The 16,645-nt window shown below is 63.5% G+C and carries 12 protein-coding genes; 5 read left to right on the forward strand and 7 right to left on the reverse strand.

Annotation, left to right across the window (positions count from 1 at the left end):
• Positions 1–507: 507 nt before the first annotated feature.
• The 3 genes from yidC to B5F90_RS03075 form a co-directional block, all read right to left on the reverse strand.
• Positions 508–2,439: a membrane protein insertase YidC gene (gene yidC / locus B5F90_RS03065; RefSeq protein ID WP_087361052.1), complete on the reverse strand. Its 1,932-nt coding sequence runs from the start codon at positions 2,437–2,439 to the stop codon at positions 508–510.
• A 35-nt stretch (positions 2,440–2,474) separates the two neighbouring features.
• Positions 2,475–4,097, reverse strand: a complete 1,623-nt coding sequence (locus B5F90_RS03070) for a CTP synthase (RefSeq protein ID WP_087361054.1) — start codon at positions 4,095–4,097, stop codon at positions 2,475–2,477.
• Between the two features lie 318 nt (positions 4,098–4,415).
• Complete coding sequence (locus tag B5F90_RS03075; RefSeq protein WP_087361056.1) at positions 4,416–6,443, reverse strand: DUF349 domain-containing protein; 2,028 nt, start codon at positions 6,441–6,443, stop codon at positions 4,416–4,418.
• Positions 6,444–6,657: 214 nt separating this feature from the next.
• Here B5F90_RS03075 and B5F90_RS03080 point away from each other — a divergent pair, with 214 nt between their 5' ends.
• The 4 genes from B5F90_RS03080 to buk all read left to right on the forward strand — a co-directional run bounded on the left by B5F90_RS03080 (position 6,658) and on the right by buk (position 11,345).
• On the forward strand, positions 6,658–7,329 hold the full coding sequence (locus B5F90_RS03080) for a response regulator transcription factor (protein ID WP_087361058.1): 672 nt from the start codon (positions 6,658–6,660) through the stop codon (positions 7,327–7,329).
• A gap of 616 nt (positions 7,330–7,945) precedes the next feature.
• Entirely contained in the window at positions 7,946–9,148 is a 1,203-nt protein-coding gene (locus B5F90_RS03085; RefSeq protein ID WP_087361060.1) for an acetate kinase, read from the forward strand.
• 175 nt (positions 9,149–9,323) lie between these two features.
• Positions 9,324–10,229 carry a phosphate acyltransferase gene (locus B5F90_RS03090; RefSeq protein ID WP_087361062.1) on the forward strand — a complete coding sequence of 302 codons (906 nt, stop codon included), beginning with the start codon at positions 9,324–9,326 and terminating at the stop codon, positions 10,227–10,229.
• 48 nt (positions 10,230–10,277) lie between these two features.
• Positions 10,278–11,345, forward strand: a complete 1,068-nt coding sequence (gene buk, locus B5F90_RS03095; RefSeq protein ID WP_087361064.1) for a butyrate kinase — start codon at positions 10,278–10,280, stop codon at positions 11,343–11,345.
• A gap of 92 nt (positions 11,346–11,437) precedes the next feature.
• On the opposite strand, the gene B5F90_RS03100 is transcribed toward buk, so the two are convergent.
• From B5F90_RS03100 to aroQ, 3 genes are all read right to left on the reverse strand, one after another.
• Positions 11,438–12,892: a lipopolysaccharide biosynthesis protein gene (locus B5F90_RS03100; protein WP_087361066.1), complete on the reverse strand. Its 1,455-nt coding sequence runs from the start codon at positions 12,890–12,892 to the stop codon at positions 11,438–11,440.
• Positions 12,893–12,966: 74 nt separating this feature from the next.
• On the reverse strand, positions 12,967–14,442 hold the full coding sequence (gene pyk / locus B5F90_RS03105; protein ID WP_087361068.1) for a pyruvate kinase: 1,476 nt from the start codon (positions 14,440–14,442) through the stop codon (positions 12,967–12,969).
• Between the two features lie 11 nt (positions 14,443–14,453).
• Positions 14,454–14,891 (reverse strand): type II 3-dehydroquinate dehydratase, encoded by a 438-nt coding sequence (gene aroQ / locus B5F90_RS03110; RefSeq protein WP_087361070.1) that lies wholly within the window; start codon positions 14,889–14,891, stop codon positions 14,454–14,456.
• A 185-nt stretch (positions 14,892–15,076) separates the two neighbouring features.
• On the opposite strand from aroQ, the gene thiL reads away from it, so the two are divergent.
• On the forward strand, positions 15,077–16,015 hold the full coding sequence (gene thiL, locus B5F90_RS03115) for a thiamine-phosphate kinase (protein WP_087361073.1): 939 nt from the start codon (positions 15,077–15,079) through the stop codon (positions 16,013–16,015).
• Between the two features lie 347 nt (positions 16,016–16,362).
• Here thiL and B5F90_RS03120 read toward each other — a convergent pair whose 3' ends face one another.
• On the reverse strand, positions 16,363–16,638 hold the full coding sequence (locus B5F90_RS03120) for a septum formation initiator family protein (protein ID WP_087361075.1): 276 nt from the start codon (positions 16,636–16,638) through the stop codon (positions 16,363–16,365).
• Between the last annotated feature and the right edge of the window lie 7 nt (positions 16,639–16,645).

Consider the following 16,645-nt stretch of genomic DNA (forward strand, 5'->3'; position numbering starts at 1 on the left):
GGAAGCGGACGGTCTACGGCAGGCTCAACAGCTTCCGGCTGAGGCGGAAGCGGGCGCTCCGCCACGGGCTGTGCCGCCACCGCGCCCGAAAGCAGCAGGGCGACAATGAGTATCTCTCTTTTCATGTTCATGGTTATGGTTTTGTTTCGTGGTTGTTGACCGGGCAGGTTGCCTTTCCGCCCTCTGAATCCGACGGGCGCAGCGTTTGCGCACCGAACGGCCCCGGGACCGCAACGGCAGACATTCCGCAACGACGGGCACCTCGCAACTGCAAGTTTTCTGCAACGGTGAGCCCCGCAACATCGGGCCGCCCCTTGCCGGGACGGGCCCTCCTCAACGTCGGGCATCCGGCCACGGCGCTTTCGCCCTCATCGAAGGACGGGACGACCGCGCCAAAGACGGGACAAAGGCGCCGAAAACGGAACGACCGGGCGGAAGGCGCTCTGAAGTCCTCCCCATCCGGTCGTTCTGCTCCGTCGGAGCCCGGCACACCAGGCTCCGCATCCGTTACTTGCGCTTGGCGCGCTGCTGGGCCTCCTGCTGACGCAGAAGCTCCTCGTAGCGCTGCTGGAAGCGCGACTTCTTGCCGTTGGTATGCTTGGCGGCGTTGGCCTTCATGATGGCATGAATCTTCTCGTCGTCAATCATGCGGCGGATGAAGAAGGTCTGGCCGATGGTAATCAGGTTGGAGAGCAGGTAGTAGAAGCACAGACCGCTCGCGTAGCTGTTGAACCAGAGGAGCATCATCACCGGCATCAGGTAGACCATCATGAACTTCATGCCGGCCATCTGGGGCTGTGACGAAGCCGTCTGCTGGTAGTTGACGTAGGAGAAGATGAAGAGCGACACGGCCATCAGCAGCGCAAAGAGGCTGATATGGTCGCCGTAGAAGGGAATCGAGAAGGGCAGGTTGAGGATGCTGTCGTACGACGAGAGGTCGTCGGCCCAGAGGAACGACTCGCCGCGCAGCTCAATCGATGCCGGGAAGAAGCGGAACATGGCGACCAGAATCGGGAGCTGAATCAGCATCGGGATGCAGCCGCCCATGGGGTTGATGCCCGCCTTGCGGTAGAGCTCCATCGTCGCCTGCTGGCGCTTCATGGCATCCTCCTTCTTGGGGTACTTCTTGGCCAGTTCGTCGACCTCGGGCTTGATGACGCGCATCTTGGCCGTCGAGACGTAGCTCTTGTAGGTGAGCGGCGAGATGACCAGCTTGATGAGCACCGCCAGAATCAGGATGATGATGCCGAAGTTGGGGATGTAGTTGCGCAGGAAGTCGAAGACCGGAATCACGCACCAGCGGTTCACCCAGCCGAAGATGCCCCAGCCCAGCGGAATGAGGCGCTCCATGTGAAGCGACTCACCCTCGGCGTCGGCCACCTTCTTCAGAATGGCGTACTTGTTGGGGCCGAAATAGAAGGCGAAGTCATACCCCTCGGTCTGCGCCGTATAGGGCACGGCCGTCTGCAGCGAGAAGTCCTTGAGCAGCTCGGAGCCCTCCTCGGCCGTGTCAAACGACATGTCGGCATACGACAGGTTCTCGGGGGCGATGAAGACCGACGAGAAGTACTGCTGCTTGAAGGCCACCCAGTTGACCGCCGTCGAGACCTTCTTGCTCTTATCCTTCTCGCTCATGCCCAGGTCCTCGATGGAGGATTCGCCCGGGAAGCGGTACGAGAGGGTCGTATACATGTTCTCGTTCTTGAAGCCCTTCTCGTTCTGGTAGGAGGAGTTCGACCAGGTGATGCCGATGGAGGTCTGGTTGGCCATCTGCGGCGCCATGTTGACCAGCCGGACGTCGAAGTCGACCAGATAGTCGCGCTCGGGCGTCTGCACGTCGTAGATGCGGTAGTCGTACTGCAGCCATGCGTCCGCCGCCACGGGCAGCCGCATCGTGAGCAGCTGCGCGCCGTCATCGGTCCGTACGACGGAGTCGGCCTCGAAGAGGTAGTCGGTCGTGTTGACCGCCACGTTGTTCAGTCCGTTGCGGACGTAGAACGACAGGTCGAAGTTGGCCGTCGAGGGGTCGAAGAGCTTGACCAGCTCGTTGCGCTCGCCGCGGGGTGCATAGCGGGTGTAGTCCTTGAGCGTCACATCGACAATCTGGCCGCCGCGCGTCGAGAAACGCACCGTCATCACGTCGTTCTCGAGCGTGATGAAGTGCTCCTCGTCCTGGCGTGCCGCCGCGAGGTACTCGCCCAGGCCGGCCACTTGCCGCTCGTGCAGCGACAAGGTGTCGGCTGCCGAGGCGGCACCCTCCTCACCGGCTACGGCTGCGGCCGCCTGCTCGGGGCGCGTCACGGCCGCCAGCGAATCCTGATAGGCCTCGTATTCGGCCAGTTCCTTCTTGTATTGTTCCTGCTCCTTGCCGCTGAAGTAGGCGAATCCCAGAAAGAGGACCGCAATGACGGCAATTCCCAAAAGTGATTTCTTATCCATCGAAACGTTTGTCTCTCGTTACTCAAAAGTCGTCGTTACTTGCGCGAGTCGTCGAAGGCGAGCGCCGCCTTGACGAAGGCCACGAAGAGCGGCGAGGGGCTCAACACCGTACTCTTGTATTCGGGATGGTACTGCGTACCGACGAACCACGGATGGTTCGGAATCTCGACCACCTCGACCAGGTTGGTGTCGGGGTTGATGCCGACGGCCTTCATGCCCGCGGCCTCGAACTGCGCCAGATAGTCGTTGTTGAACTCGTAGCGGTGGCGGTGGCGCTCCGAGATGTGGAGCTTTCCGTAGGCCTCGGCCACCTTCGAACCCTTCTTCAGCACGCAGGGGTAGGCGCCCAGACGCATCGTGCCGCCCTTGGCCGTCACGCCCTTCTGCTCCTCCATCAGGTCGATGACCGGATGGGGCGTGGCCTCCATCTCGCTCGAGTTGGCATCGGCGATGCCCAGCACGTTGCGTGCGAACTCGATGACGGCGCACTGCATGCCCAGGCAGATGCCCAGGAAGGGGACGCCGTTCTCGCGGGCGAAGCGCACGGCCTCAATCTTGCCCTCGATACCGCGGTTGCCGAAGCCCGGAGCCACGAGGATGCCGGCCATACGGCCCAGCTTCTCGGCCACGTTCTCGCGGTTGAGCTTCTCGGAGTTGACGTAGGAGAGCTTCACGTGGCAGTCGTTGCTGGCACCGGCGTGGATGAACGACTCGCTGATGGACTTGTAGGCGTCGTGCAGCTCGGTATACTTGCCCACCAGCGCGATGTCGATGGTGCGCGACGGATGCTTGATTTTCTCGACGAAGGTGCTCCAGGCCGTCATGTCGGGCTCGCTGTCGGCCGGCAGGTTCAGCTTCTCGAGCACCACCTCGTCCAGATGCTGCTCGTGCATCTTGAGCGGCACCTCGTAGATGGTCGGCACGTCGATGGACTCCATGACGGCGTTGGCGTCGACGTTGCAGAAGAGCGCCACCTTGCGGCGCAGCGCCATCGAGAGGGGATGCTCCGTACGCAGCACGAGGATGTCGGGCTGGAGTCCGTTCTCGAGCAGCGCCTTGACGGAGTGCTGCGTCGGCTTGGTCTTCAGCTCGCCCGAAGCCGACATGTAGGGAATCAGCGTCAGGTGTACGAGTGCCGTGTCGCGGTAGCCGAGCGTGTAGCGCAGCTGGCGCACCGACTCGATGAAGGGCAGCGACTCGATGTCGCCCACCGTACCGCCAATCTCGGTGATGATGATGTCGTAGGTCTTCTGCTGGCCGAGCAGCTGGATGCGACGCTTGATTTCGTCGGTGATGTGGGGAATCACCTGCACGGTCTTGCCCAGGTATTCGCCCTTGCGCTCCTTCTCGATGACGCTCTTGTAGATGCGGCCCGTCGTCACGTTGTTGGCCTTCGAGGTGGGCTGGTTGGTGAAGCGCTCGTAGTGGCCCAGGTCGAGGTCGGTCTCGGCGCCGTCCTCCGTCACGTAGCACTCGCCGTGCTCGTAGGGGTTGAGCGTTCCGGGGTCGACGTTGATGTAGGGGTCGAGCTTCTGAATCGTTACCGAATAGCCGCGGGCCTGAAGCAGGCGCGCAATGGAGGCCGAGATGATGCCCTTGCCCAGCGAAGAGGCGACACCACCGGTCACGAATATGTACTTGGGTTTTGCAAGTTTCATTACTGCTTATCTTTGGGGTTTTACATTCTTATTCACTATGTCCGGGGCGCCGGGCGCTCCGCTCATCCGCTCTTTCCGGAACGCTCCACGCTTTCACACGTTTCTGACGCTCCTCGCATTCCGGACTCTCCTCACATTCCGTCCTTCCGGACTCTCCTCCCGCTCTTCCGGGCGCTTCTCGCATTCCGCCCTTCCGGGCGCTCCACGCACGCCGCACATTCCGGGTCTTCCGGGCCTTCAGCGCTCCCGGGCGCCCGGGGCGCATGCACGGAAATACCCGGCCCGGCGTCTCCGCCGCAGGCCGGGCATTCGTGACACCTACTCTTCGGTGCCTCCCTGCTGCTGTTCCCGGTCGATGAGGCGCACCTTCTCGATGGTGGCTGCCATCTCGGCCTTGGCCCGCTCGATTTTGGCCTTCACTTCGGCCACGAGCGCATCGGCGTTCTTCGACTTGGTGAAGAATCCGATGTTGTTCTCCAGCAGGGCGATATCCTGCTCCATCTGCCGCACCTTGTTATAAAGGCGCTCGCGCTCCGAACGCAGACGGCGGTCACCGGCCCCCTTGAGCGAGGAGACCTTCTCGCGGAAGCGGTTCATCGAGCGGTCACGCTCCGAGCCGCGCAGCGCGTCGAACAGCGCATCGACGGCCGCCTTGTAGCGCTTCTGGATGGCATCCTTCTGCTTGATGGGCACGAAGCCGATTTCGCCCCAGCGGCGCTGGAAATCCTTGATGACCTCGTAGCCGCCCGCCTTGACGTCGGCCGCAGCCATCTCGTCGAGCAGCGCCAGCTTGCGGCGGAGGTTCTCCTCATGCTCGCCGTCGACGCCGGCGAAGTGGGCCGCCTTGCGCTCGAAGAAGTGGTCGCATGCCGCGCGGAAACGCTTCCAGACGGCATCCGAGTGGCGACGCGACACGGCGCCGATTTGCTTCCAGCGGGCCTGCAGGGCAATCAGCTCGTCGGTGGTCTTCTTCCACTCCTCGCTGTTCTGCAGCGCCTCGGCCTGGGCGCATATCTCGTTCTTGAGCTGGAGGTTATGCTCCATCTCGGACTTCACGCCGGCGAAGAACTGACGCTTGCTCTCGAAGAAGCGGTCGCACGCCGCGCGGAAGCGCTCGTAGATTCGGTTGTTGTCCTTCTTGGGTGCGAAGCCGATGGTCTTCCACGTCTTCTGAATCTCCAGCAGACGGTCGTTGGCACGGTTCCACTCCTTGAGGGTGGTCAGCGGCTGGGCCACCAACTCCTCGGCCGCCACGCAGAGCCCCTCCTTCAGTTCGAGGTTGTGCACCTGCTCGGCCTTCAGCGCCTCGAAGTGCTCCTGGTGCTGCTTGTTGATGCGGCTCGAGGCCTCCTTGAAGCGCTCCCAGAGCGCCTCCTTGTATTCATTGGCCACGGGACCCGTCTCGCGCCACTCGTCGTGGAGCTTCTGCAGCTTGTGGAACGCCTCGACGATGGAAGGCTCGAGCACCAGCGCCTCGGCCTGCTCGCAGAGCGCCACCTTCTGCTCGTAGTTCTTCTTCAAGTCGAGGTCGCGCAGCTCCTTGTTGATTTTGATGAAGTTGTAGAAGTTCTCAACGTGGAGGTTATAGGTCTCCCACAGGTCCTTGACCTGCTGCTGGGGTACCGGACCGGTCTCCTTCCAGCGCTGCTGCAGTTCGCGGAAGCGGGTGAAGGTATGGTTGAGCGTCTCGTCGGAGTTGACCAGCGCCTTGAGCTCCTCGATGATGCCGAGCTTGACCTTGAGGTTCTCCTCCTTCTCCTGCTCGAGGTTGGCCAGGAAGGCGTCGCGGCGCGTACGGTATTCGCGGATGAGGTCCTTCAGGCGCGCCTCGGAGCCGTCCACCGCCGGGGTGAACTCCTCCTCCTTGCCGCCGGCCTCGACAAAGGCCCGGCGTGCCGCCTCGACCTCGGCGCGGCGAAGTTTATAGAAAGCTACCTTCAATGCCTCGACATCGCGGCGGAGCGTCTGTACGGGCTGCTCCTCGAGCATCCGGGCGAAGAGTTCCAGCAGCTCCTGCTTGCTCTTGCCCACGAAGCGGTCCGAGGCAGCGGCCTGTAGCGCCTCGGCATCGGCTTCGCCCTCCTCCTCGGCTGCAGGCTCCTCGCCCAGCGACAGGTCTGCCTGCTCGGCCGCAAGAGCGGCCTCCTCGTCCGTAAAATCCACCCCTTCGCCCTGAGCGGCGCGGGCGGGCGCCTCCGCAACGGCGGCAGGCGCAGGCTCCGCAGACGCCGGAGCGGCGGCTGCGACGGTTTGGGCGGTCTCTACGGGAGCATCATGCTGCACATCTTCAGCAACCTTGCTGACTTGCTCCTCGGGAGCAGGAAGATTCGGATTCTCAGTAGCCATTTCAATCAAGCGTTTTAAGGTTCCGCAAAGGAAATAATATGAATCACGCAAAGATAACCATTTTTCCCGTGCCGCCGAAGGTTTTCCCCGGAAATTTTCGTACCTTCGCAGAAGATTGGCCCCGCCGGCCCGCCCGACCGACCCCCGCGCAACGCTGCGGGAGGTGCTCCCGGAAGGTGCGGACAGCCACCTGCCCCAACCAAACTCCTCGACCATGAAATACCGCATCCTGATAGCCGACGACGAAGTGGACATCCTCGAATTCATCCGTTACAACCTCCAGCGCGAAGGGTACGAGGTCTATACGGCCGAAAACGGCGCCGAGGCGCTGCGTCTGGCCCGGGAGCACCACCCCCATCTGATTCTGCTCGACCGGATGATGCCCGTCATGGACGGGGCGCAGACCTGCCGCGCCATCCGCCAGGAGCCCGAGCTGAAGCAGACGATGGTGGTCTTCCTCTCGGCGCTGGGCGAGGAGGAGGAGCAGCTGAAGGGGTTCGATGCCGGAGCCGACGACTACCTGACCAAGCCCATTCCCATGAAGCTGCTCGTCAGCCGCGTGCAGGCGCTGCTCAAGCGGGTCGACCCCGACACCGATACCGCACCGGCGGCCGAACAGGGCGTCACGGTCGACCGCGACCGCTACTCGGTGCGCTGCAACGGGCACGAAATCACCCTGCCGCGCAAGGAGTTCGCGCTGCTCGACCTGCTCAGCTCGTCACCCGGGAAGCTCTTCTCGCGCGAGGAAATCTACAGCAGCATCTGGGGCAGCGAGGTGGTCGTGGGAGACCGCACCATCGACGTGCACATCCGCAAGCTGCGCCAGAAAATCGGTGACGACCACATCGTCACGGTCAAGGGCGTCGGCTACAAGTTCGAGCCCTGAGTCCGAGCCCCGCCCCCAAGTCCGAGCCCAGCCCCCAAGTCCGAGCCCAGCCTCCACATCCTCCTCCTGAATCCACCCCCGGGTCCGGCCCCTGAATTCACCGGGTCCGACTGCCGCATACCGGCATCGGGCGCGGCCGCTCCGGCATCCAGCTGCGACCTCCGGCCGCAACCGTTTTACACTTCCACTGTCGGCAGCCGTTCCGGCTCCCGCCCGGCCACACCCCAACCCGACCGCATGCACACTCCAACCTTCCGCGTCCCGTCCGGATGCGGCCGCACCTTCACGCCCCGCCCCAACCGCCGTGCAGGACAAACCGGTCAGAGCAGAAGAGAAAAAAATCTAAAAAACGGCCTTTCCGATAACAATCCGCAAGCATTTTTTCCTTAAATTTGCATAAATTAAAAAGAATCTCTACTTTTATTGATGATTCGTGAAACCGAGCCGGCCGGAGGGGAGACCCCGCCTGCCGCCGGCTCCGGAGAAGCCTCAACACAGCCGTCCCGACAGGGAGCTGCGGCGGCAAGGTCCGACACCCCGGCAGGCGCCGGCCCCTGCGACCTCATCCGGACAGACGAATCACCGGAAGAGCAAATTCTAAAAAACAGACAACAATATGGTAATCTTGGTATTGAACTGCGGTTCCTCGTCGATTAAGTATCAGGTCATCGACATGGAGCCCGCGTCGAGCAAGCTGCTCGCGAAAGGCCTTGTCGAGCGTATCGGCCTGGCCGAAGGCGACCTGACCCACAAGCCCGTCGGCAAGGAGAAGTTCGAGCTGCACCAGCCGATTCCCGACCACACGACCGGCATCCGTCTGGTGCTCGACGCACTGACGGACCCCGCACACGGCGTCATCGCCTCGCTCGACGAGGTAAAGGCCGTCGGCCACCGCGTGGCCCACGGAGGCGAGTTCTTCCCGGCCAGCTGCCTGGTCAACGAGGAGGTCAAGGAGAAAATCCGCCGCCTGTTCGACATCGCCCCGCTGCACAACCCCGCCAACCTCGAAGGTATCCTCTCGATTGAGAAGGTGCTCCCCGGCACGCCCCAGGTAGCCGTCTTCGACACCTCGTTCCACCAGACGATTCCGGCGGTGAACTACCTCTACGCACTGCCCCACGCCTACTACGACAAGTACCGCGTCCGCAAGTACGGCTTCCACGGAACGAGCCACAAGTATGTGGCCAAGGTGGGTGCCAAGCTGGCCGGGCTGGACTTCGAGCACTCGAAAATCATCACCTGCCACATCGGCAACGGGGCCTCGGTGACGGCCATCCTCAACGGCAAGTCGTTCGACACGTCGATGGGCTTCTCGCCGGTCGACGGTCTGGTGATGGGTACGCGCTGCGGCAACGTCGACCCGTCAGCCATCACCTTCATCGGACAGAAGGAGGGAATGAGCTACGCACAGCTCGACGAGATGATGAACAAGAAGTCGGGCGTGCTGGGTCTGACCGACCTCTCGAGCGACATGCGCGACATCGACGCCGCCTACGACCGCGGTGACGAGCGCGCCATCATCGCCCGCGACATGCACTACCGCCGCATCAAGAAGTTCGTCGGCGAGTATGCCGCCGAGATGGGAGGCGTCGACCTGATTGTCTTCACGGGCGGCGTGGGCGAGAACTCCTCCGAGATGCGCGAAGCCGTAGCCACGGGGCTCGAGTTCATGGGCGTGAAGTTCGACTGCGAGGCCAACCGCGGCGCACGCGGCGTGGACAAGCTGCTCTCGACGCCCGACTCGCGCGTGAAGGTGGCGATGATTGCCACCAACGAGGAGCTGGTCATCGCAACGGACACCTACGAGCTGGTGCGCTGACCCGGTCCGGACGACGAAGCGAGGCTTCCGAAACGTCCGCGGCGGGCGGCAACACGGGCCGGCACCGCAGGGTGAAGCTCCGCAGGATGAGACTTCGCGAAGTGAAGCACCGCAGGGTTCCGGAGGCTCCGTTCCAAACGACACAACCACACAAAAAACACATTCATAGAACGTTATGATTAAGCATCTTACCGAAATCGTCGAAGAGGCGAGAAAGAAGGGCAGAAAGCGCCTTGCCGTGGCCTACGGACAGGATTCGCACACGCTCGAGGCGGTCTACAATGCCTACAAGGAGGGTCTCGTGGAGCCCACGCTCTACGGTGACAAGGAGGTCATCGAGCAGATATGCCGCGACAATGACATCGACATCAAGGTCTTCAACATCGTCAACGAGCCCAACGACGTGAAGTGCGTGCAGCAGGCCGTTGCCGCAGTGGTTGCAGGCAATGCAGACGTGCTGATGAAGGGTCTGGTTTCGACCGACAAGTACATGCGCGGCATTCTGAACAAGGACGCCGGTCTCTTCCCGCCCAAGGGCGTGCTGAGCCACGTCTCGATTGTCGAGATGAAGAGCTACCACAAGCTGCTCGTCATCTCCGACGTGGCGGTCATTCCGCTGCCCGACTTCAAGCAGAAGATGAAGCAAATCGGATACCTCTCGGCTACGGCCAACCTGCTGGGCATCACCACGCCGAAGATTGCCTGCATCGCCCCTTCGGAGCAGGTGCTGCCCAACGTCATCTCGTCGACCGAAGGCGCGCTGCTGGCCAAGATGGGTGACCGCGGCCAGCTGGGCAACCTCATCATCGACGGTCCGCTGTCGCTCGACGTGGCGCTCTACAAGGAGGTTGCCGAGCACAAGAAGGTGAAGGGCTCGTCGGTAGCCGGCGACCCGGACTGCCTGCTCTTCCCCAACCTGGAGTCGGCAAACGTCTTCTTCAAGTGCGCATCGCACCTCTGCGGCGGTGAGCTGGCTGCCATGGTGATGGGTACGAAGGTTCCCTGCGTGCTCACCTCGCGCGGCGACACGAGCCTCACCAAGCTCTATTCGATTGCACTGGCCTGCCTGGCTGCGAAATAATCGGGAACCCACCGACGAACCGAAACCAACCAACCTGAAACTGCTTTTATGGGTTCCAAGATTTTAGCCATCAACCCGGGCTCCACCTCGACCAAGGTCGCCCTCTACGACGACGAGCATCCGCTGCTGGAGCTGACGCTCCGCCACTCGGCCGAGGAGATTGCCCGCTTCGACGACATCATTTCGCAACTCGACTGGCGCCGTGAAATCATCCTCTCGGCGCTGCGCGAACAGCACTTTGACATCCGCGAACTGGCGGTGGTCATCGGCCGCGGCGGGCTCGTGAAGCCCATTCCGGCCGGAGTCTACGAGGTCAACGACGCCATGCGTCACGACCTGCGCCACGCCTCGCGCGAGCACGCCTCGAATCTGGGCGGACTGCTGGCGGCCGACATCGCGGCCATGGCCGGCGTGAAGGCCTACATCGCCGACCCGGTGGTGGTCGACGAGATGGACGACGTAGCCCGCATGAGCGGACTGCCCGACTGCCCGCGCCGCTCGATTCTCCATGCGCTCAACCAGAAGGCGACCGTGCGGCTCCACTGCGAACGCGTGGGGCTGGTCTACGAGGAGCACAACTTCATCGTGGCGCATCTGGGCGGCGGCATCTCGGTGACGGCCCACAAGCGGGGCCGCATGGTCGACACGAACAACGCCCTCGACGGCGACGGACCGATTGCTCCCGAGCGTGCCGGTTCGCTGCCCACCTCGGGGCTGGCCGACCTCTGCTTCTCGGGGCGCTACACGCGCCACGACGTGGAGCGGCTGCTGGCCGGCAAGGGGGGCATGGTGGCCCACCTGGGCACCAACTCGGTCATGTCGGTCATGGAGCGCATGCGCGCCGGCGACGAGGAGGCCAAGCGCTTCATCGAGGCGATGTGCTACACGATTTCGAAGGAAATCGGCGCCATGGCCGCCGTGCTCGAGGGCAAGGTCGACGGCATCGTCCTCACGGGCGGCATCGCCTACAACGCCCCCGTGACGGATGCCATCCGTCAACGCTGCTCCTTCATCGCTCCCGTTACGGTCTACCCGGGCGAGAACGAGCTGGAGGCGCTCATGAGCAACGCGTTGGCCGTACTGCGCGGCATCTGCACGCCGAGGCTCTACACCTGAGGGCTGCGGGCGGCGAAATGACCCGCCGAACAACAAAACGAGGAGCGGGTGTCCCGACCGGGACACCCGCTCCTCGTTTTATTGCGCAGAGCTTACCGCCGACGCTGCAGCTGCCGGCGCACCAGGCCGACCACCTCGCCGAAGGCCTCGAGCCGGAAGAGGGCCGACAGCCCGACATAGACCGCCACGCCGACCACCACCTCGAGCACCAGCCGCAGCAGGTCGTTGGCGGGGCCGTAGAGCTCCGTCAGTCGCACGAGCAGGAACATGAGCGCCGTCACCGCCGCCACGGGAAGCAGCGTGCGGAGGAAGCGTCCGAAGGTGAAGAGCGTAAGGCGCAGCGAGGCGGCCACGTTGATGAGCATCTCGAGCAGCCCGTAGAGGGCCAGTCCCCAGACGACGGCCATCACGCTGCGGGGAATCGTCACGATGAAAATCACCGTCAGAACGGCCTTCTTGGCCACCTCGAGCCGGAAGATGGTCCGTCCGTCGGCCTTCACCTTCAGCACGTTGTAGGCCACCATCGCCACCGGCCAGAAGAGGCCCGCCAGACACAGCACCTCGAAGTAGGGCACCGCCGGCAGCCACTGCCGGCCGACCAGCACGGCGAACATGTCCTGTGCAATGGCCGCCATGCCCGCCATGACGGGAAAGAGCGCATAGGCAACCACCATCACAATCTGGCGGTAGCTCTCGGCGAACTTCGCCGCGTCGTGCTTGATTTTGGCCAGCGCCGGGAAGATGACCCCCTGCACGGCCTGCATGGTCGAGGTGATGGGCAGGTCCTTGAGCTTCTGCGCCTGGTCGTAGCTGCCCAGCGTCGCCGGGGTGTAGAGCTTGCCGATGAAGAGCTGCGGAATCTTGGTGTAGAGCGCTGCGAAGAGGTCGGAGGCCATCAGGCTGAAGCTGTAGGGGGCCATGCGGCGCAGCGAGCTGACGCTCCAGCTACCCGACGGGCGCCACGAGCTGAGCCACCAGAGCAGCAGTGCCCGCACGGCCATCTGCAGCACCCGCTGCGCCACGATGCTCCAGACACCGAAGCCGGCCAGCGCCAGCGCCACGGCCGCCACGCCGCTCACCAGCGAGGCGGCGAAGGTGACCTTCGAGAGCAGGGCGAAGCGGAACTGCCGCGTGAAGAGCGTCTGCTGGATGACGCACAGGGCATTGACCGGCAGCAGCAGGAAGAAGACCGGAGCAAGGGCCGTCAGCTCGGGCATGGCGTAGTAACGCGCCAGAAACGGCGAGAGGGCCACCAGCAGCAGGTAGAGCGCCACCGACACCGTCACGTTGAAGAGGAAGACCGACTTGTAGTCCTCCTGCAGCGGCGAGGTGCGGCGCACGAGCGTCTGCGAGAAGCCGCTGTCGACGACCACCAGCGCAAAGGTCGAGAAGACGGTCAAAATAGCAATCAGACCGAAGTCCTCGCGCGTGAGCAGGCGCAGCACGACGATGCTCACCCCCATCTGGAGGAGCATCGTACCGACCTTCTCGCCGATACTCCACGCCACGCCGCGCGCAACCTTGACCTTCAGCTCACCGCTGCCCATCGTCGTACCCCCTTTCAGCTACTGGTTTCTTCGCTTGTCCGTTCGCTCCATACGCCCTCCGACCGGTCCGCAGGTCAGCGCACCATGCCGGCGGCAATCTCCTCGTTACGGTGACGGATGTTGCGCACGTTGGCCAGCTCGACATACGACGCGCCGCCGTCGGGACCGAAGCTGCCGCCGACGATGGCCAGCAGGTCCTCCTCGTCGAGCTTCGTATACTGGTCGATGAACTCCATGGCGTCGATGAGGAAGTGGTACTTGTCGTTGACCTGCTGGTTGCGCAGGATGGCCACCACGCCGTACGAGAGGCCCAGGATGCGCTGTGCATGGCGCTGGTAGCAGACCGCCACGACGGGCTTGCGGCCGCGGAAGGCGGCCACGTAGCGGCCCGTACGCCCCGTCTTGGTGTCGAGCACCACATAGCGCACCGGCAGGTTGGTGCTGGCGCGGACCACCGTACGGGCCAGCTGGGCAGTGATTTCGTGGTTGACCGAGACCATGTTCATGTCAATCATCGGGGCGAAGTGCGTCTCGTCGCGCTCAATCTCGCGCGCCACGCGCGACATCGTCTCGACGGCCTGCACGGGATAGTCGCCCATGGCCGTCTCGTCGCTCAGCATCACGGCATCGACCCGTTCGTAGATGGCGCTCGCCACGTCGCTCACCTCGGCCCGCGTCGGGCGGGGGTTCTTCACCATCGAGTAGAGCATCTGCGTGGCGATAATCACCGGACGCTTGGCGGCGATGCACTTCTCGACGATGCGGCGCTGCGTATTGGGAATCGCCTCGGCCGGCAGCTCGACACCCAGGTCGCCGCGGGCCACCATGATGCCGTACGACGCCTCGATAATCTCGTCGATGTTGTTCAGACCCTCCTGGTTCTCGATTTTCGAGATAATCTTAATCGGGCTCCGGTGCGCGTCGAGAATCTCCTGCACGGCGGCCACGTCGCGGGCGCTGCGCACGAACGAGTGGGCGATGAAGTCAACGTCGTTGCGCACGGCCCACTCGATGAAGCGGCGGTCCTTCTCCGTAACCGACGGAAGGTCAATCGAGACGCCCGGCACGTTGACGCTCTTGCGCGAGCGCATGCAGCCACCCACCGTAAATTCGCAGCGGAGCTCATCGTCGCTCTTCTCCAGGACGCGAATCTCCATCTCGCCGTCGGCGATGAGCATGCGCGCCCCGACGGGGATGTCGCGGACGATGGTCGGGACGTTCATGTAGACCACCTTGCGCGTAGTGAGGTCGTCGCCCATCGAGCCGCGGACGCTCACGATGTCGCCCACCTGGAAGTGGATGCCGTTGCCATACTCCTCGGCGATGGTCGTCACCCGAATCTCGGGGCCCTTGGTATCTATCATAATCGGAATGGAGGGGTTGACGCGGTGCACCGTCTCCACGATGCGCGTGGCGCTCTCCTCGCTCACGTGGGCCGAGTTGATGCGCACGACATCCATACCTGCATCGTAGAGCTCCTGGACAAACTGTTCGGTGCAACGGAAATCCGACATCGTCGCAACCACCTTGGTTCTTTTCTTTCTGTACATGTATTGTCTCGTTAAATCTGTTGTTCGTTCCGTTTGAGCCTCAGCGCCTCGACACCCAGCAGGTAGGAGTCCATGCCGAACCCCATGATGGAGCCCGCCACGACGGGGGCCAGCAGCGAGGTGTGGCGGAACTCCTCGCGGGCGAGAATCGACGAGATGTGGACCTCGACAACCGGCACCGCAACCGCATCGACCGCATCGCGCAGCGCCACGGAGGTATGGGTATAGCCGCCGGCGTTGAGCACCACCCCGTCGCACGTCTGCTCGGCGCGCTGGAGCGCATCGATGAGTTCCCCCTCGACGTTGGACTGGAAGTGGATGAATTCGACGTCGGGATAGCGTTCCGCAAGGCGTCGCATGAGGTCGTCGAGCGTCTCCGCGCCGTAGACCGCGCGGTCGCGCCGCCCCTGCAGATTGAGGTTGGGACCGTTGAGAATCAGAATCTTCATCGTTGGACTGAGGCTGCGGTCCCGCTCCGCGGCGGGACCATTCTCCGGGCAAAGATACAACATTATTCGATTATTTTCGATACCTTTGCGTGACGTTTCGGTTCCGACGCTGCAGCTGCACGGCGGGGCATCTCCCTCGCGCAAGCAGCCGCGCGCCGCACAGAGACAAAAGCAAACAGACCACCATGACCGAATTCGGATTCATCGACCACATACGCACGCTCTTCGCCGCGCTGCCCGACAACGGCTTCGAGGGCATCGGCGACGACTGCGCCGTACTGCCGCTCCAGGGCGGCGAATCGCTGCTCTTCACGGCCGACCTGCTGACCGAGGGGGTGCACTTCCTGCGCCACGCAACCACGGCCCGCGAGCTGGGCTGTAAATCGCTTGCCGTCAATCTGAGCGACGTTGCCGCCATGGGGGGCCGCCCCGTAGCGACGCTCCTCTCCATCGCGCTGCCGGCCGATGCTGCCGGGGCGTGGGCTGAGGAGTTCATGGAGGGCTACCGTGCGCTCTCCGAAGAGTACGGAGTCGCCCTCATCGGAGGTGACACGACCGCCTCGAAGGGGGGCGTCACCATCAACGTGACGGCCATCGGCCGGGCCGCCGACGGCTGCATCAAGCGGCGCAGCGGCGCCCGCCCGGGCGACGTGCTGCTCACGGCCGGGCTGCTGGGCGAATCGGGCGCCGGGCTGCAGGACCTGCTCCAGGGGCGCTGCGACACGCCCTGCGCCGCCATCCACCGCATGCCCCGTCCCCAGGTAGACGAGGGGCTCTGGCTCGGCACGAGGAGCGAGGTGACGGCCATGATGGACCTCTCGGACGGTCTGGCCTCGGACGTGCGCCACATCATGGAGTGCTCGGGCGTCGGCGCCGACATCGACCTGGAGCGCATCCCGACCGCCCCGGGCATCGACCTGCGGACGGCGGCCTGCGCCGGCGAGGACTACAAGCTGCTGCTCTGCGCCGAGGCGTCGGGGGTCGATTCGCTCATGGAGGCCTTCGAGGCCCGCTTCGGGGCGCCGCTCTACCCGCTGGGCCGCATCACCGGAACGCACGAGCTGCGCTGGTGCGAGCACGGCACGCCCAGTCCGCTCGACTGGCAGGGGTTCCACCACTACTGACACGCTCCGCAACCTGCTCCGCCGCACGCAGCTGCTCTACCGCACGGTTATCCACAGCAGCACGATACTCCACCAGATGAAGCTGCGCGGCACATCCAAAAGCCGCGCAGTCCCGAAAATAAAGAGGAGAGCGTCTTCGGACGCTCTCCCCTGTTTTTTATCGCTTTCGTGTCCCGTTCGGGCTCCACATACGGCCTGCCCTGTCCGACCCGGTGCTTCTTCAACGCAGCACGGTCTGTCTGGCTCTCCCGATTCATCAATCGGGGCCTGTCCTGTCCAGCCCCTCCCCTGTCACTGCCCGGCGCCCACAAGCCTCACGCAACCCGACCCCGGAGCCTGCCGGCCGCTCAATCATCCATGAGGAAGACCCGCTCGTCGCGCCGCTGCATGCCGTAGCGCTCGCGGGCATACTCCTCGAGGTAGTCGTCGTAGCGCAGCCGCTCGACGAGCGTGCTGTCCTGGGCGATTTTCTCGCGATACTCCTCGGCCTGACGCCGCAGCGTCCCGATTTGCCCCTTGATTTTCACGGCATGGACCAGATTGCGCCCCACCACGAAGAGCATGAAGAGCACCACGACGGTGGTCAGAAACCGCCAGAACTTGCGTCCGAAATGGAGGGTCATCTTCGAT

It is taken from the genome of Alistipes sp. An31A, assembly GCF_002159425.1.
Classification (GTDB): Bacteria; Bacteroidota; Bacteroidia; order Bacteroidales; family Rikenellaceae; genus Alistipes; species Alistipes excrementigallinarum.